Here is a 17,038-nt window from a genome sequence, read left to right as displayed (position 1 = left end):
CTACAAGGAGTGTACTAGTTTTGAAAATCGTACCATCTAAAAAAATGTCATTATTTAAACCAGCAATTTTCGGAGATTTGAAAAATTTTGCTCGAGAGCAGCAAGCAAAGGGTATGACCTTAATTGACTTAAGCTTAGGAAGCCCTGATCTTCCTCCACATGCAAAAATACGTGAGCATCTTTCCTATCGCGCAGGTTTAGCTGAATCTTACGGCTATACACTGACTGGCACACAGCGTTTTTATGACGCGGTGAGTCGCTACTATAAACGTCGTAGTAATGTTGATTTAGATCCCGCAACAGAAATTATTCAAACAATTGGGTCGCAAGAAGGCTTAGTGCATTTACCAATCGCCTTTTGTGATCCAGGAGACATCGTCTTATCCACAAACCCAGCTTATGTAGCGTATGACGCAGGGATTCACTTAGCTGGCGCAACACCTTATTACATGCCTCAAACAGCCGACAACGATTATTTACCTGATTTAGACGCTGTACCAGAAGAAATTGCACAGAAAGCAAAGCTATTGATTTTAAACTTACCAGGAAATCCTGTACCAGCAATGCCGTCATTAGCGTACTTTGAAAAAGTCATTGCCTTTGCTAAAAAGTATAATATCATCGTCCTCCATGATGCAGCCTATTCAGAGTTCTATTTTACGGGAGATGGTCCTATTAGCTTCCTAGCTGCTCCTGGAGCAAAAGAAGTCGGTATGGAAATTAACTCCCTCTCTAAAAGCTTTAGCCTTGCTGGAACACGTATTGCCTATATCGCAGGAAATGCAGAAATGATCGCGGTTATTAAGCAATTAAAATCAAATTTAGATTTCGGTATTTTCGAGCCAATTCAGGATGCGGCTGTCGTAGCATTGGATAACGCTGAGGAAATTACGGAAAGCTTACGTGCCACTTTCTCAGAGCGCCATAAAACGCTGATGAATGGTTTAGAAGCTTTAGGCTGGGAAGCAGCACCCTCTGATGGGGGAATGTTCGTATGGGCTAAATATCCCTATGCTATCGATTGCACAGAATTAGCCTTTCAATTGATTGAACAAGTAGGCGTTGTCACAGTTCCAGGAACCGTATTTGGTACAGCTGGACAAGGCTATTTACGTTTAGCATTAGTCCAACCAAAGGAACTTCTGCAAGAAGCAGTGGATCGCTTAGCACAAGTACAATTATTAGCAAAGCAATAATTAAAAAACCCTTCTAACGTTTTGTTGGAAGGGTTTTTCTATGAAGGTTAAATCCACACATCATTTTCAGCGGTAAGCGCTGATTGCTCCTCACCTGTATTCACGACACCCATTGGCTCTACAAGCAGAATTTTACACTCTGAAGCTGCAAAGGGTTTATGTTCCACATTGCGAGGAACAACAAACATCTCTCCTGCACGCAAGCTTACCTGACCATCTCGAAATTCGATAATTAATTGCCCCTCCAGGACGATAAACACCTCATCCGTATCCTCATGCTTATGCCAAACAAAATCCCCCTGAACTTTAACTAGTTTGAATTGATAATCGTTCATTTCAGCAATGACCTTTGGAGACCAATGCTCTTGAAATTTAGCCAATTTCTCTTGGAAATTGATCGGTATGTATGCCATTTCCTTCCCTCCTTGTTTTAACTCTACTAATAGAATAGCATAATGCGATTTTCCACAGCAAAAAAACAGCTACTGCGTTGCTAGCAGTAGCTGTTTTGTTAGATATCATATTTTTGATGAACGTCATCTTCGTAGCGATTATAGCGCTGCTTAAAGAGCTTGAATAAATGCGTGACAAGTACCTTAAAGATCGCATAGCCTGGTATCCCTAAAATAACGCCTGGGACTCCAAATAACGAGCCTGCCGTTAATAGTACAAAGATAATCGTAATCGGGTGAATACTGAGTGATTTCCCCATAATTTGCGGGGAAATGAACTTTCCTTCGATTAACTGAACGATTGTCCATACAATCGCTAGCTTAATCAGCATCAATGGGGATGTAACAAGAGCGATAATGACTGCTGGTGTGATCGCAATAACGGGTCCTAAATAGGGCACCACACTTGTAATCATCGCAAGGAAGCCGAGCAATAAAGCATACTTCATGCCAATAATTAAGAAGCCTATCGTCACCATTGCTCCAATACACATGGATACTAAAATTTGTCCCTGTATGTACGAACTAATTTGCTTGTCCATGTCATGGAAAATGTCAGTTACCTCTTTACGCATACGTGGTGGGCACACTTTCAGCATAAATTTCGGTAATTTTTCGCCCTCTTTTAGTAAATAAAACAGAATGAATGGCACCGTTACAAGTGAAAGCAAAATACCTGTTAACGTTGATAGGAAGCCAGTAATACCAGATGCCACACCCTGTGCTACATTGGTCGCCATATCCTTCACTGTTTTTACCATATCCGTTGTGAAGTTATTCAAAACTTCATCAAAATTAAAACTAATTTTATCTAAGTACTCATTAAAACGTGAATGATTTAGGAATTCTACAATGTTTTGCGTAAATGCCATGAAGTACTCTGGGAATTCCTGTGCTAAATTAGTAAACTGATCGCGTAAAAACGGATAGACTAGCACCACAAGTAACGTAATGACACCAATGACCGCAATATAGAGGATTAAAATACCCCATATTCTTGGAATGCGCCATCGTACTAGAATCGCCAGCAATGGGCGTAATAAATAGTAACCAATGACGGCTAGTACCCCTGGTAAAATGACTACTTCAAATAAAACTTGTAGCGGGGTAAAGATAAAGGAAACTTGATTAAACATAAAAATAACACATGCCACCAGTAATAAAATTACCAGTGTAAATAATAGGTTTCTACCACCTAAAAAACGAATAAACTTGGTTGCTAACAGGCTTGAACGCTCTTTTGGTCTCTCTTTTTCCATATATCCACCCCAATCCAAATGCTCTACCTTTATATTACAGGATAATGCTGGTTTTTGCGAAACATCACTCTAGTGAAATACCTAAAAAATCACTTAAAAAGGCTTTGTTTTGCTCCACATCGATGACAATGGAATCGCCCGCATGGCTAAAGTTTTGGAATTGATAGCTCCCCTCGATAGGGATGGTTGCTTTCTCAATGTTTACCTTGCCCTTTGATAGCAATTTAAGCACTTGCTGCATTTCCTCAGTAGATGAATAATCTGTTGTGATATAGCCCTGTGCCGCACCAACAAATTTTGGTAAATGCAACATATTCGTAGGCATTAATAACTCTGTTTTTAATGCTTCAATCACTTTTTGCTGACGTGCAACACGCCCAAAATCTCCTTCTGCATCATGACGGAAACGCGCATAACCTAGTAGCTCCTGTCCATTTAAACGATGAACACCTTGCTTTAACTCTACCCCAATATTTTCAGACATGTCCTTTTCAACATCCATTTCCACACCATTTGGGGCTAAAATATCCACTAAGGATTCAAAGTTTTTAAAATCAATCAGTGCATAATGATGAATCGGTAGGCCAAACATATTTGTCAATGTATCCTTTAATAGCTGAACACCATCTAAGTAGTAAGCTGTATTAAGTTTATAGGATTGATAGCCTGGAATATCCGCGTAAATATCGCGCATAAAGGATACGAGTTTAATGTCGTTGTTTGCTTTATTCCAGGATAATACCATCATTGTATCGGTCCGTGATTTTTCCTCTCCACGTGTATCGACCCCTAAAATCAAATAGTTTTCGATATCCCCTTTGATGCTATCACCCGTAAATTCTTCCTGTGCAACTTTAGTATCGTTGGCTAACTCAAGTCCGCTGCGATATTGCATGACCGAATAGCCGACAATCACAATGATACACAATAGTAATAGTGTAAAAAATGCTCTCCCTTTACGTAATCGACGCTTTTTAGGACGTTGGGAGCGTCTTGTATAATCTTGCTCTTCCATAACAACTAACTCCTCTATTTTGATATAGTTAATGTAACGATTGATTAGCTAGAAAGTTTCATTATAAAAAGGAACTATTCCATGTTTTTCTATCTAAACGTTATTTTACACCCATTTGCACAGTTTGGCGTCAAACAATGCTATAATATTTTCACAAAAGAAAGGATGATTCAATTGATAGAAAAAGCGACATTTGCTGGCGGCTGTTTTTGGTGTATGGTCAAGCCATTCGTCGAGTGGGACGGTATACATAAAGTCACTTCAGGCTATATGGGTGGCCACTTAGAAAACCCAACCTATGAAGATGTCAAAAAAGGAACGTCAGGTCATTTAGAAGTAGTCGAAATTGAATTCGACCCTGCTATTTTTAGTTATGAGCAGCTCCTTGATATTTATTGGATGCAAATTGATCCGACAGATGCGTATGGACAGTTCCATGACCGTGGTGAATCCTATACTACCGCAATCTTTACCTATACAGATGAGCAAAAGCAAATCGCAGCGGCCTCGAAAGAAAAACTTGCCAATAGTGGACGCTTTGATAAACCTATTGTAACCAAAATTCGCGATGCTGAACGCTTTTACCCAGCAGAGGATTATCACCAGGATTATTATAAAAAAGAGACAGAACACTATCAGCAAGACCGGGCTGTTTCTGGGCGTGATACGTTCATTACAAAGCATTGGGAAAAATAATAAAAAAGAGGTGTCCCACAAGCTGGAGACATCTCTCTTTTATACAATCGCAACAAATTTATTAAATAGAGGCTTCTAAAAACGATTGTAGTGCGTCAAAAAAGCGTTGACCATACTTCTCAAATTTTACTTCCCCTATACCACTCACCTGTCGTAAATCCTCCAATACAGTTGGTCTCTTATCACATAAATCACGTAACGTTTTATCGGAAAATACAACAAATGGTGGTACCTTTTCCTCATCGGCAATCTCTTTGCGTAATACCCGTAAGTGTTCAAATAATGGATCATTATCCACTAGCTTCTTCACTGTGACAGCTTCCTTGCGCATGACCTGTCGATTACCAAGTAGCACTTCCTTGCCTTCAGTTGATACATAAATTGTAGGGAATGTACCATGCTTCACGGCCAGCAAGCCCTCTGCAATTAAAAATTCGATAAAGTTAGAGACATCCTTTGAGGCATATTGTCCTTTTAAAATGCCATAGGTCGATAAACGGGCAAAGCCAAATTCAGCTATCTTTTGATTTTTAGAGCCAATTAACACCTGCGCCACCATGGTCTTACCGAATTTTTGTCCCATACGCACAACACAGGCCAGCACCTTTTGCGCATCCTCTGTCACATCCGTCACTGCTCGCCCGTCAATACAGTTACTACACCGCCCACACGGCTCCTCCTCTACTTCTCCAAAATACGCTAAAATCGCATTCTGTAAGCAGCCCTCAGTATGGCAATAATCGACCATTGTTTGGAGTTTAGCTAGCTCCTGTGTAATACGAGCCTCATCCTGTGACTGTTCGATAAGAAAACGCTGTGTTTGAACGTCCCCTGAAGCATACAATAAAATACAAGCACTTGGCAGACCATCTCGGCCAGCACGACCCGCTTCCTGGTAATAGCTCTCCATATTACGAGGCATTTGATAATGCAACACAAAGCGCACATTACTTTTATCAATACCCATACCAAAAGCATTCGTTGCCACCATGATACGTGCCTCATCTTTTAAAAACCGCTCCTGCTCAGCCATTCGCAAGTTTTCTGAAAGACCTGCATGATATTTTGCTACATCTTCACCAGAGCGACTCAGCACATCATAAATGGCATCCACAGCTTTTCGAGTAGCTGCATAAATGATGCCCACTTCCTGTTTATTTTGTTGTACATAATTTTTTACATAACGTTCTTTATTTTCACCAATTAACACCGAAAGTGCCAAATTCTCACGTGAAAAGCCTGTCATGACCGTTGCCTGCTCATCAATCGCTAACAATTGACGAATATCATCACAAACTGTTGGAGTAGCAGTGGCTGTCAGCGCTAAAACAGTGGGTTTTTGTGGCCATAGTGTAAAAAGCTTGTGGATCGAACGATAGCTTGGTCTAAAATCATGCCCCCATTGCGATATACAATGAGCCTCGTCAATCGCAAGTAAAGGGACAGATAAATTCGACAATGCTTGAAGAAACGTCGTACTTTCCAGACGCTCAGGTGCAATATAGAGGAGCTTTAAATAACCCGCACTGGCAAGCTGCATGGTTTCATCCACTTCCTGTGCTGTCAGCGTACTATTGATATAGGCTGCTGGAATATTTGCTGTACGTAAAGCCTCCACCTGATCTTGCATCAGTGAAATCAGTGGCGAAATCACGATGGTTAACCCCTCAAGCATTAACGCTGGAATTTGATAGCAAATGGATTTCCCTCCACCTGTTGGCATGACACAAAGACTTGACTGCCCTCGTAATGTTTGTTCAATAATTTGGGCTTGACCTTGGCGAAAGGTATCATAGCCAAAATGATGCTGTAGCATTTGTCTAGCTTGCTCCATGCAAAATTCACTCCTTGTTTGTGAGACCAAGTAGCTTGTACTCGCCCTGTTCATTTTTTTCTAACTCATACAACATGTTGGAGTAGGCAAGTGCCTCCTGTCCAGCAGCATTCGTCAGGATATATTCCGTTTTAGCCTGGACGATAAGACGCTGTCCTTCTACGCGAATTGCCTGAATATCCGTGTCTGAGAAATGAATTTTGGCTTGCTTGGAAGCATAATAGGCAACCATACTAGCCAAGGTTTCTTGTATAGCCTCTGTTCCGACAATCGGTTTCATAACACTTGCATCCTGGGTTGTCACCGCCCCCTTTAAATACTTGTGAAACGTATCTAAAAATAGCTTAATTTCATCGGTATTATACGCAAATATATTTTCTCCATATTGTTCGATGGCTTGCTGTACAGCTTCTTTATCCCCTTGTTCAATATAGGGGTATAAGTTTTTCGATTGGGAAAGTCGTACACTGGCTGTCATGCCCTCCTCAATCCATTCATCGATGGATGCTTGGAATTCCTTTATAGGCAATATGTATGGCTGTGACTGTCCTTGCTGTTGTCGATTAAAATATAATCCGACAATGGCTCCGTTTTCAGCCTCCATGACAGGGCTTCCTAGAGGGATCGATTGTTCCGCTTTTATATAATAGGCCGCTACTCTATCTTGGTATTTTTGAATCGTATAGGGTAAGCCATTCACATAAACAGCCAGCTGACTTAGCTCTCCTTCATATAAATTAGGCACTTGCACTTCCGCTTGATAGGTTACTCGTAACAGGGCCATATTATAGGCTGTTGACATGACATGAATAGTTGCTGCTACCAGCTTGTCATGACCAAATTGAACAAGAGCAGTTGGTTTGGATGCCACTAGTGCACCATTCGTTAAAATATACAGTTGATCATCCTGTTGTCTGATAATAATGCCTGCTCCAACACCATGCTCTCCAATCACTTTGACCTCTGGGACAATTTTTTCCTGTTGCTTCGTCACAGTTCCCTCTGTTTCCACCTCTGCCTTTTTATTTTGAAACCATCCTGTCCCTATTTGACTGTCGCAGCCTGCGACAAGAAAAGCTGTCGCTCCTAAAATGAGCACTTTTTTATACATACCTTCACCAAAACTTTCTATTCTACATTCTCTCTTCTCTATCATAATCAAGGACTAGTAATGTTTCAAGTTTACATAATATTATTATAAATTGAATAATATTAGAAAAATGCAGCAACTACCTTAAAGTCATTTCTTTCTACCCATTAATATTGATGGAAGCCAAAATTTGCTGTGAGGATGGAAGGATATCATACCCTCAAAATAATTTTCACATAAAAAGACATGTGCAACCTGACACATGTCTCTGACAATCATTTTTTCCTTAATAGTCCTGTCGTTACTAGAATGCCGAGCATTAATAATACAAAGATCAGATACGTCCATGTATGGTTGCCTGTTAGGTCATAGCAAACGCCTATTAGAATGGGGATAATGGCACTTACCATAAAGCCACCTGCCAGCACCATAGATGACCAACTAGTGGCCTCCTGATCATTTTTGGCTTCATCAAGAGGCAACAATAGTCCGATTGGAAATAGCCCACTTAGCACAATACCAATTAATAAAACAGCCAGCCATAGGTAAAAACCCGCTGTCAGCCAGAGTAGCATAAAACTAATCACGCCAACAAAGCTAAACACTAGTAGCCAGGCCATTCGACTTGGCCATTTTTCCATGAGAATTGGGACCGCCATATTACCTATCATTTGTACAATAGACATAATTGTTAGCATGGCACTGGATGCCTCTAATGACAGGCCTTTATCCTGCAATAGCGGCGTAAGCCATGACATAATTGAGAAAAAGAGTGATGTTTGTAAACCAAAGTACAGTAAAATTACCCAGGCACGTCTAGATGTCCACGGATTACGGACTTCTTCTGACGTAGTTACTTGTTGGAGTTGCTCGTTGTGTTCGGATGGAATTGCCGCTAGCCAGATAACGAGAGCAACTATAGCAAGGATTGACCACATGCCAAGGGCGATTGTCCAACTATTACTGAAACCCTGATAAAAAGTCACGGTTAAGGCTGCACTTAAGGTAGCCCCTACGCCAATACCGAATGAATAGATACCGACTACTGTCGTAAAGCGTTCTGGAAACTTTTTCTTAATATAAGCATTTAGAATAGGACCAATCATTGCAATCGCTAAGCCTGCCGCAAAGCTTGTCACGATGAGCAAGAGATAACTTGCTTGGAAAAAGCGTAGCCCATTCGCAACGACAAGGATCGCCACTAAAAGGGTGATAGCTGATTTCGTGCCCATTTTTCGCTGAAGCGGGACAGCCAAAGGTGCAAATAATCCCATACAAAAAACGGGGATAGCAGTGAGAAAGCTCATGCTTGTATTCGAGACTTGTAAGGATGTCATGAGGATATTAAAAAGCGGTCCTATTCCCGTGACAGCTGGTCTCATATTAAGAGCTACAAAAAATGTACTAATGACCACGAAGGTGAGTGATACGGTCCAATGTTTTTTAGCCATTTGTTTGATCCTCTCTATTAATACGCTGCCTTTATTTATGAAAAGCTTGCATGGATTCCTCTATCCTTTTATCATGTTTTCGATGGATGGTCAATGATTGGACAGTTTATCTTTAAATGGCTAATGCTTCTTACATATTTTCAGGTGATTCAATACCTAATAAGGCTAATGACTCTTTTAAAACAATCGCAACACTCTGACATAGAGCAAGACGGGATGCTTGCTGTTCGTCCTCTGCTAATATTTTGTACTGTGCATAATATTTATTAAATAAACGTGCCAGTTGTAAGGCATACTTCGCTATTTGGGACGGATCAGCCTGCTCAAAAGCCATAGCTACCGTTTTAGGAAACTGTTCTAATAATAGGATCATCGGCCAAGCCTGCTCTCCTAAAGATTTGAATAATATATCTTGAGTCGGAGCTTTCGCTTTATCTAAAATAGAGCAAATACGTGCATATGTATATTGTACGTATGGCCCTGTTTCGCCTTCAAAATTCATCATTTGCTCGATTGAAAATTCAATATCGTTTAGACGATGGGCTTTTAAATCATTAAAAATTACCGCTCCAACCCCCACTTGCTTTGCGACTTGCTCTTTATTAGGCAGAGAAGGATTTTTCTGCTCCATATTACGCTGTGCTGTCGTTATAGCTTCTGCTAGTACATCAGCTAATAGCACCACTTTGCCTTTACGCGTCGACATTTTTTTACCATCCTTCAGCATCATGCCAAATGACACATGTTGCAAATTCTTTGCCCAAGGATAGCCCATTTTTTCGATGACCTGAAAAAGTTGTTTAAAGTGGAGGGACTGCTCATTGCCAACAACGTAGAACATCTTTTGGGGCTGGTAGTGCTGTTGGCGATACAGGGCAGCTGCTAAATCACGCGTCGCATAAAGCGTGGCCCCATCCGTTTTCTTTATTAAACATGGAGGCATCTCCTCCATCTCCACAACATACGCACCTTCTGATTCCACGAGGAGCCCTTTTTCTTTTAATTCTGTTACAACGGATGGCATTTTGTCATTGTAAAAGGATTCACCTGTAAAGCCATCAAAATGAATTCCTAATAGCTCATATATTGTTTGAAATTCTACGAATGACACATCTCGGAACCATTGCCATAATGCCTGTGCCTCTTCATTACCGTCCTCCAATGCTTTAAAGGCGGCACGAGCCTGTTCATTGAGCGTTGGGTCTTGCTCTGCCTCTTCATGAAACTTCACATAAATCTTTAATAACTCCTCTATCGGTGACGCTGAAATGGCCTGTTTATCACCCCAAAGCTGATAAGCAACAATAAGCTTGCCAAACTGTGTACCCCAGTCCCCTAAATGATTAATACGAATGGCTTGATAGCCATTTTTTTCTGCAATATTTGCTAAGGCATTGCCGATGACCGTTGAACGTAAATGTCCCATTGAGAAAGGCTTGGCGATATTAGGAGAGGAAAAATCCAAGACGACCGCTCCCACCTTTGTTGGAGTAGTACCATATTGTTGCTTGTCGCGCAGAATCTTGCTTAACACCTGTTGGGTCACCTTTTGTTGATCGAGAAAAATATTAACATAGCCACCAACAGCTTGCACACGCTCAATGCTGTCATGATTTATTTGACTTGCAATATGTGCTGCGATACTTTGCGGTGATTTTTTCCACACTTTTGCTAGAGTAAAGCATGGAAAGGCTACGTCCCCAAGCTCCAAACTTTTGGGTTTTTCTAATAATGACACTATTTCCTCTCCTATTATTTGTTGCTTTAATGCGACCGCTATACTGTTGGCGATTAGTTGATTCATTTTACTCCTCCTCCTGTTCAAATAAAAAAGCCCTCGCCTCTATAATTAGAGACGAGAGCATGATAATCCCGTGGTACCACTCTAGTTGTCATGTAACATGACCACTTTCCGTTGTTAACGAGGTGACGCCCCGCTATTCTCTACTACTTGTTCGAGAACCTTCTCCAAAGTGCGCTTCATTCATGGTTCCTGCATTAGGCTCCCACCATCCCTAACTCGCTTGCCAGTCATCCCATCAATTACTCTCTTTTTCATCGAATTTTTCTATGATTTTGACATATATTACAGGATTTCCTTATTGGCGTCAACCATTTTTTACGTTGCCATTTCAGCAAAAAACGCTCCTCACAAGGAGGAACGTTTTTTTTCTACATACTGAATCACATCAGCCATAATGGCATACATCTCTTTTAATTTTAATTCCTTATTGTCAGAGACTTTCTTCGCTACTTTCTCCGTGATAATTCCTTTTTCTACTAATGTATCCCAGTTAGTCTCATTGGATTCACCGATTAGGACGTCGGCCAAATATTGAGCCAGCTCATCTCGCTCAATAGCTTCATCACCTTGATTATAAACCTTATTGATGACAATTTCGAGTTGGTCCTTCATTCCTGATCCACTTTCTCCACCAGCACGTAACATACTCTCTTTTAACATTTTAGCAAACTTTATTTTCGTCGCCTTACTGTCTACTTTTAAGTCATTATCATAGCCGCCCACTACAAGGCCGTAATTAATGAGCGTTTGAATGGCTTCATCATACCATTCTCCTTGATATGGATACTCAATTGAAAATGAATCAACATAGGCACCTTGTTTAGCCAATTGCTTTCGTAATGTAGCGATTAATGGTTTATCCTTACTCATGTCTCTAAAGGTTACATCGTGCTTCTGTGCAAGAGCAGCTGCAGTCCCAGCCGCTTCACCAGTTACCATCCCTGTTGGAACAATACGTGCACTACCAGCTGCAAGTGATGAATAACCAGCAGAGCGTCCGACAACCAGTAAGCCATCAATATCCTTCGGTACTAACGAACGGAAAGGAATAGCATATTGCTTTGGTGCAGCGATCACATAGCCGTAATCATGAGGCGTTTGCGCTTGCACATCGACTGGATAAGAGGCAATGCCAATGCTATCCCACTGATCACTATTTTTCCACAGGTCTGCCATTGGTAATTGATACTCTGCCCAAATGTGTCTCGTTTCTCGGACGTAGAGTTCTTCTGGATAGCTGACAATTTCAGCCTTTTCAAACCCTGGGAAGTTTGTTTGTAAATATTTTAGAATGTGTAACGTTTCTTTCTTCCCAGCGACAATCGCCGCTTGTTTTGAGGATTCATTCAAGCCATCAATACCAAAAATCTGTAAGGCATTGATGAAATATTCATCATCTACACGAGCTAAGTTTAAGCCTCGTAATCTTGTGCCCTCTTGTAATGGCTTGTATTCATCATGCAGCTTTGTAAAGCCCCACATCACCGTATGATTTAAATTAGCACCGCCAAATACACCAGAATTAGCCGCTTTTTTGACTTCATCCCAATTGACATTTTTTAAATGTAGCATTAACGTCACAGCCATACGCTTATCCTTTATGCCAATATCTTCTCCACCCACAAAGAAAGGAACGCCCGACAAGGCAGCAAAATCAGCATCCTGTGTAGCATCTATAAATGATTTCCCCGTCACAACATATGTACCGTACTCATTTTTTAATTCCACAGACGTTAATTGTTGTTGTTTGACATTCGCTTTCACAACCTCGGTTTGCACGGATAAAGTTAAGTTGGGCTCTTCATCGATCAGCTTTTTAAAGGCTGCATTAGCACCTACAATGCCAAAAGCGTCATTCCCTCTAACAAGCTCATGCCATTCCTTAAATATTCCCTCACTAATCGATTTGTTATGGCCATTACGAGGAATGTCGAGGAAATTCAGCATACCATATGTAAATAATCCACCTAACTCTTGTCGTTTTTCGACCAGCAATGTTTTCGCACCATTTCGAGCAGCAGCCACAGCCGCAGCCACACCCTCTGGTTCACCACCGATGACAATAACATCATATTCTTCCTCTATATGTTCAATTGGTTCTGGCTTTTTATACTCATCTACTAATTTATTGTATGCCATAGAGTTTGTTATTTCTTTAATAAAATAGTAGCTACCAAACCCAAGTAAAACTACTATTACACAAGTGGCTGTCCATAATAAGCCCTTACCCATAATATACCTCCAATTGTTAAAATTTCCATCGATGTGTTTATTTAATCATCATTCCCGCCACAAGGGCTGAATGTCCTAGTTGAACGCAGGCATATCATTACCAACAACGAATAATTCATTGGCTTACAGCATTTTTTATGAAATTATCATCAAGATAAATGAATGAAATCATTTATGAGGATTGTGATGTTTTTAGTCTAACTTTAGCAACATCTATCTAGTATAAATGAAAGAGCCACAAATAGCTGGCATTCAAAACGGGGATGGGCTTGTGGGCACCAGTGATGATTTACTTGATATATAAACAGTCAGAATCATTTTAGACGAAACCTTTGTGAATAAGCAACTAAAATCCCCGTGGTAAATGATGTCATTTTTCTATTCTTTTTCAAAAATAGTTAATCACACTACAATATAGACGTCTCACTCTCAAAGAAAGTTACACCAAATTTAACTTTTTTATTGTATCTTTATTCAGTTTATGTTTAACAAAAAATGTGAAAAGAACGCCAAACCTTGATTTAATAATGTTTATAGACTATGGAACATATTTCATGCTATACTAGAGCCATTGTGAAAAAAAGGAGGAACTTGCATGATTCAAGTTAGTAATGTAGGTCTTCGCTATGGCGATCGTAAACTATTTGAAGACGTAAATATAAAATTCACACCAGGCAATTGCTACGGTTTAATTGGGGCAAATGGTGCTGGTAAATCAACATTTTTAAAAATTCTTTCTGGTGAAATTGAAGCGCAGGAAGGAAATGTATCGATGGGTAAGGACGAACGTTTATCTGTCCTGAAACAGAACCACTTCGAATACGATGAGCATACTGTGCTCGACACAGTTATTATGGGAAATAAACGCCTATATGACGTGAAAACAGAAAAAGACGCTATCTATGCAAAGGAAGATTTCTCCGATGAGGATGGCATGCGTGCTGCAGAGTTAGAAGGTGAATTTGCAGAGCTAAACGGTTGGGAAGCTGATTCAGAAGCGGCTACACTACTAAACGGTTTAGGTATCTCCGATGATCTTCATTACATGCTAATGGGCGATCTTGAAGGTTCTGACAAAGTGAAAGTATTACTGGCACAGGCACTGTTTGGTCAACCTGATGTACTATTACTCGATGAGCCTACCAACCACCTTGACTTAAAGGCAATTCAGTGGCTGGAAGAGTTCCTGATTAACTTTGAAAATACAGTTATTGTTGTATCCCATGACCGTCACTTCTTAAATAAAGTATGTACACATATTGCGGATTTGGACTTCTCTAAAATCCAATTATATGTAGGGAACTATGATTTCTGGTATGAATCTTCTCAATTGGCGCAAAAAATGGCACAAGACCAAAATTCGAAAAAAGAAGAGAAAATTAAAGAATTACAAGCGTTTATCGCACGTTTCTCTGCCAATGCTTCTAAATCGAAGCAAGCAACATCTCGTAAAAAAATGCTGGATAAAATTGAGCTGGATGATATTAAGCCATCAAGCCGTAAATATCCATTCATCAACTTCCAAATCGGCCGTGAAATTGGTAACGATGTCCTAACAGTAGACGGTCTAACGGCAAGTCATGAAGGCGAAACACTATTCAAGGACATGCGCTTCTCGATGAACAAAGAAGATAAAATTGTTTTACTTGGTAGCCCAATGGCGAAAACAGCACTTCTTGATATTTTAATGGAAGAAAAAGAAGCGGATGCTGGCACATTCAAATGGGGTGTAACGACATCTCAAAGCTACTTCGAAAACGATCATGACAAGTACTTCGAAGGTTCTGAAAAAACATTAGTAGAATGGTTACGTCAATATTCGCCAGACGATGAAACAGAAAGCTTCCTACGTGGTTTCCTAGGACGTATGCTATTCTCTGGTGAAGAAGTGAAGAAATCTCCTGCTGTTCTTTCTGGAGGCGAAAAAGTACGTTGTATGCTATCGAAAATGATGCTTGCGACAGCAAATGTTATTTTATTAGATGAACCAACGAACCACCTTGACCTTGAATCTATTCAAGCATTGAACGAAGGCTTAATTCGTTTTAAAGGCGCAATGATTTTCACATCCCATGACCATCAGTTCATCCAAACAATTGCTAACCGTGTCATCGAAATCCGTGAAGACGGCTCTATTTTAGATAAGCAGTTAACATATGATGAATTCTTAGAATGGAAAGATAGCCAAGGCTTAAGCTAGGCTTTACAAAAAACCTCTACCCAAAGTAGGTAGAGGTTTTTTTGTCTTTGTTTTTAAAGGATTAAAAGGATTTTTATTGAATTATTTAGTATAGCATTAATGAGGGGGTAAGCTTCGTGAAGAAAATTGCAATTATATCAGATATTCATGGGAATAAAACGGCATTAGAGGCCGTATTAAAAGACATTCGCTTAAGAAAGATTGACAGAATTTTTTGTTTAGGTGATTTAATCGGCAAGGGCCCTCCAGGATCTGCCTGTATTGAACTTATCCAACAAAATTGTGAACAAGTCGTACGAGGCAATTGGGACGTATTTATTCAATCCCCTACTGACAATGATTTTCTCCAATGGTTTAAAGATCGATTAACAGCAAAAGACTATCAATATCTCGGGTCATTACCCTTCCATATTGATCTTGAATTAAATGAACAGCTCATTAGATTTTTCCATGCGTCTCCAAGGAGCGAGTTTGAACGTATCTTACCGAGTCATCCGCTTGAAAAGCGTTTATCTATGTTTGAGAATAATGCAGTAACCAACTCAATCCATTACAAGAAACAACCTGATATTGTGGTCTATGGCGATATCCATACAACTTTTTTACATACATATAAACAAGGAATTCTTTGTAATGTAGGAAGTGTTGGTAATTCACTTGACCTAACTTCTGCTTCCTATGCCATTCTAGATGGAACACAGTCAAACAATGCCATCCAATTTATTAGAGTAGCATATGACCGAGGGGCTGAGCTAATGATCGCAAAAGAGCTGGGTATGCCTCAATTAGATCAGTATTATAATGAAATTATGTTTGCCAACTATCGAAATGCTTAGTACCGTCACAATCAAAAAAGGAATCCATTTTAATGCCAGCATGGATTCTTTTTTATATTTAACGCTGGAAATACCATTGCCACGCATTCTCGTAGAGGATTTTATCAGCCGCCTGTTGATCAAATAGCAGTTGAATCAATTCGACATCCCCATAATTAAAAGGTCGTCTGGCTCTTGTAGATGGCAAATCTGTTCCGAACATCAGCGCAGCTGGATTCACATTATAAATCGCTTGTAAAGCATGCTTCACATCCAGCTCCACACGACCAAAGCCAGTCGCCTTGACACGTACTCCCTTATCAACAAGCTTTAATAAATGTGGCAGCCCCTCTTCCGTCAACCCTAAATGATCGATGGAGATGGCTGGTAATGCTTCAATTGTCGAGGCTATCTCTGGTAATTCCTTCGCATCGATATATAATTCACTATGCCAACCGACCAATTCATAAACCCGTCGCGCAAAGGTATCTAGCTGCGATAAATCCTCTGAGCCACCTCGTTTTACATTAAAGCGTAATGCCCGTACCCCATTGTTATGTAAATGTACAATTTCATCATCCGTCACCGTATTAGGTAATTGTGTTACCCCACAAAATGTGGGACCCAGTTGTTTTAATGCTTTTAAAAGATAGGCTTGGTCAAATCCTTGAAAAGATCCTGATACAATGGCTCCTCCCGCTATCTGGACACTCACTGTATCCTTTTGATAATCCTCTACTACATAGCTTGGTGGTGTATAACCTTGGTTTTCGATAATCGGAAAATTAAAGTCAATGATATGTAAGTGTGCATCAAAGATTCGCATCATTTATCCCCCTTTTCCTTTGAATTTACCATACTCTAACTATAAGTTATAATACGAATTTCTAGCCATTTATCATAAGGAAAACTTATTGACTTGTCTCTTTTCTTTTCAAGTGAATAAAACAAACGTAAAAAATGGTATGAACAATCAAATTCATACCATTCTTTT

13 protein-coding genes and 1 other annotated feature are annotated in these 17,038 nt (G+C 40.1%); of the genes, 4 read left to right on the top strand and 9 right to left on the bottom strand.

From position 1 onward, the window contains the following. Positions 1-20 precede the first annotated feature (20 nt). Positions 21-1,196: an aminotransferase class I/II-fold pyridoxal phosphate-dependent enzyme gene (locus PSR12_RS11330; protein ID WP_221682108.1), complete on the top strand. Its 1,176-nt coding sequence runs from the start codon at positions 21-23 to the stop codon at positions 1,194-1,196. 47 nt (positions 1,197-1,243) lie between these two features. Here the strand turns inward: PSR12_RS11330 and PSR12_RS11325 are convergent, their stop codons facing one another. The 3 genes from PSR12_RS11325 to PSR12_RS11315 all read right to left on the bottom strand — a co-directional run bounded on the left by PSR12_RS11325 (position 1,244) and on the right by PSR12_RS11315 (position 3,922). Next, the gene (locus tag PSR12_RS11325) at positions 1,244-1,609 is read right to left on the bottom strand and encodes a cupin domain-containing protein (RefSeq protein WP_274773278.1); all 366 of its coding nucleotides are present in this window, start codon (positions 1,607-1,609) and stop codon (positions 1,244-1,246) included. Between the two features lie 98 nt (positions 1,610-1,707). Continuing rightward, positions 1,708-2,907 carry an AI-2E family transporter gene (locus tag PSR12_RS11320; protein ID WP_004230045.1) on the bottom strand — a complete coding sequence of 400 codons (1,200 nt, stop codon included), beginning with the start codon at positions 2,905-2,907 and terminating at the stop codon, positions 1,708-1,710. Between the two features lie 64 nt (positions 2,908-2,971). Next, on the bottom strand, positions 2,972-3,922 hold the full coding sequence (locus PSR12_RS11315) for an LCP family protein (protein ID WP_274773276.1): 951 nt from the start codon (positions 3,920-3,922) through the stop codon (positions 2,972-2,974). 165 nt (positions 3,923-4,087) lie between these two features. Here PSR12_RS11315 and msrA point away from each other — a divergent pair, with 165 nt between their 5' ends. Next, positions 4,088-4,618 (top strand): peptide-methionine (S)-S-oxide reductase MsrA, encoded by a 531-nt coding sequence (gene msrA, locus PSR12_RS11310; protein ID WP_274773470.1) that lies wholly within the window; start codon positions 4,088-4,090, stop codon positions 4,616-4,618. A 61-nt stretch (positions 4,619-4,679) separates the two neighbouring features. Here the strand turns inward: msrA and recQ are convergent, their stop codons facing one another. The 5 genes from recQ to PSR12_RS11285 form a co-directional block, all read right to left on the bottom strand. Next, positions 4,680-6,452, bottom strand: a complete 1,773-nt coding sequence (gene recQ, locus PSR12_RS11305) for a DNA helicase RecQ (RefSeq protein WP_274773274.1) — start codon at positions 6,450-6,452, stop codon at positions 4,680-4,682. Positions 6,453-6,459: 7 nt separating this feature from the next. Continuing rightward, positions 6,460-7,563 (bottom strand): TcaA NTF2-like domain-containing protein, encoded by a 1,104-nt coding sequence (locus PSR12_RS11300; protein ID WP_274773272.1) that lies wholly within the window; start codon positions 7,561-7,563, stop codon positions 6,460-6,462. Positions 7,564-7,817: 254 nt separating this feature from the next. Further along, on the bottom strand, positions 7,818-8,993 hold the full coding sequence (locus tag PSR12_RS11295) for an MFS transporter (RefSeq protein WP_274773270.1): 1,176 nt from the start codon (positions 8,991-8,993) through the stop codon (positions 7,818-7,820). Positions 8,994-9,123: 130 nt separating this feature from the next. Further along, a complete protein-coding gene (gene argS, locus PSR12_RS11290; protein WP_274773268.1) occupies positions 9,124-10,797 on the bottom strand; it encodes an arginine--tRNA ligase in 1,674 nt (557 codons plus the stop codon). 44 nt (positions 10,798-10,841) lie between these two features. Beyond that, positions 10,842-11,061: a binding site (T-box leader), on the bottom strand. A gap of 81 nt (positions 11,062-11,142) precedes the next feature. Then, the gene (locus PSR12_RS11285) at positions 11,143-13,029 is read right to left on the bottom strand and encodes an FAD-dependent oxidoreductase (protein WP_274773266.1); all 1,887 of its coding nucleotides are present in this window, start codon (positions 13,027-13,029) and stop codon (positions 11,143-11,145) included. A gap of 595 nt (positions 13,030-13,624) precedes the next feature. On the opposite strand from PSR12_RS11285, the gene PSR12_RS11280 reads away from it, so the two are divergent. Continuing rightward, the gene (locus PSR12_RS11280; protein ID WP_221682137.1) at positions 13,625-15,229 is read left to right on the top strand and encodes an ABC-F family ATP-binding cassette domain-containing protein; all 1,605 of its coding nucleotides are present in this window, start codon (positions 13,625-13,627) and stop codon (positions 15,227-15,229) included. 116 nt (positions 15,230-15,345) lie between these two features. Beyond that, complete coding sequence (locus tag PSR12_RS11275; RefSeq protein ID WP_274773264.1) at positions 15,346-16,065, top strand: metallophosphoesterase family protein; 720 nt, start codon at positions 15,346-15,348, stop codon at positions 16,063-16,065. A 58-nt stretch (positions 16,066-16,123) separates the two neighbouring features. Here the strand turns inward: PSR12_RS11275 and PSR12_RS11270 are convergent, their stop codons facing one another. Further along, the gene (locus PSR12_RS11270; RefSeq protein ID WP_274773262.1) at positions 16,124-16,870 is read right to left on the bottom strand and encodes an amidohydrolase family protein; all 747 of its coding nucleotides are present in this window, start codon (positions 16,868-16,870) and stop codon (positions 16,124-16,126) included. Between the last annotated feature and the right edge of the window lie 168 nt (positions 16,871-17,038).

This window comes from Lysinibacillus sp. G01H, from assembly GCF_028872195.1.
In the GTDB taxonomy this organism is placed as follows: Bacteria; Bacillota; Bacilli; order Bacillales_A; family Planococcaceae; genus Lysinibacillus; species Lysinibacillus capsici.
The sequence above is the reverse complement of the archived record's forward strand: the minus strand, read 5'-3'. Positions and strand labels throughout refer to the sequence as shown.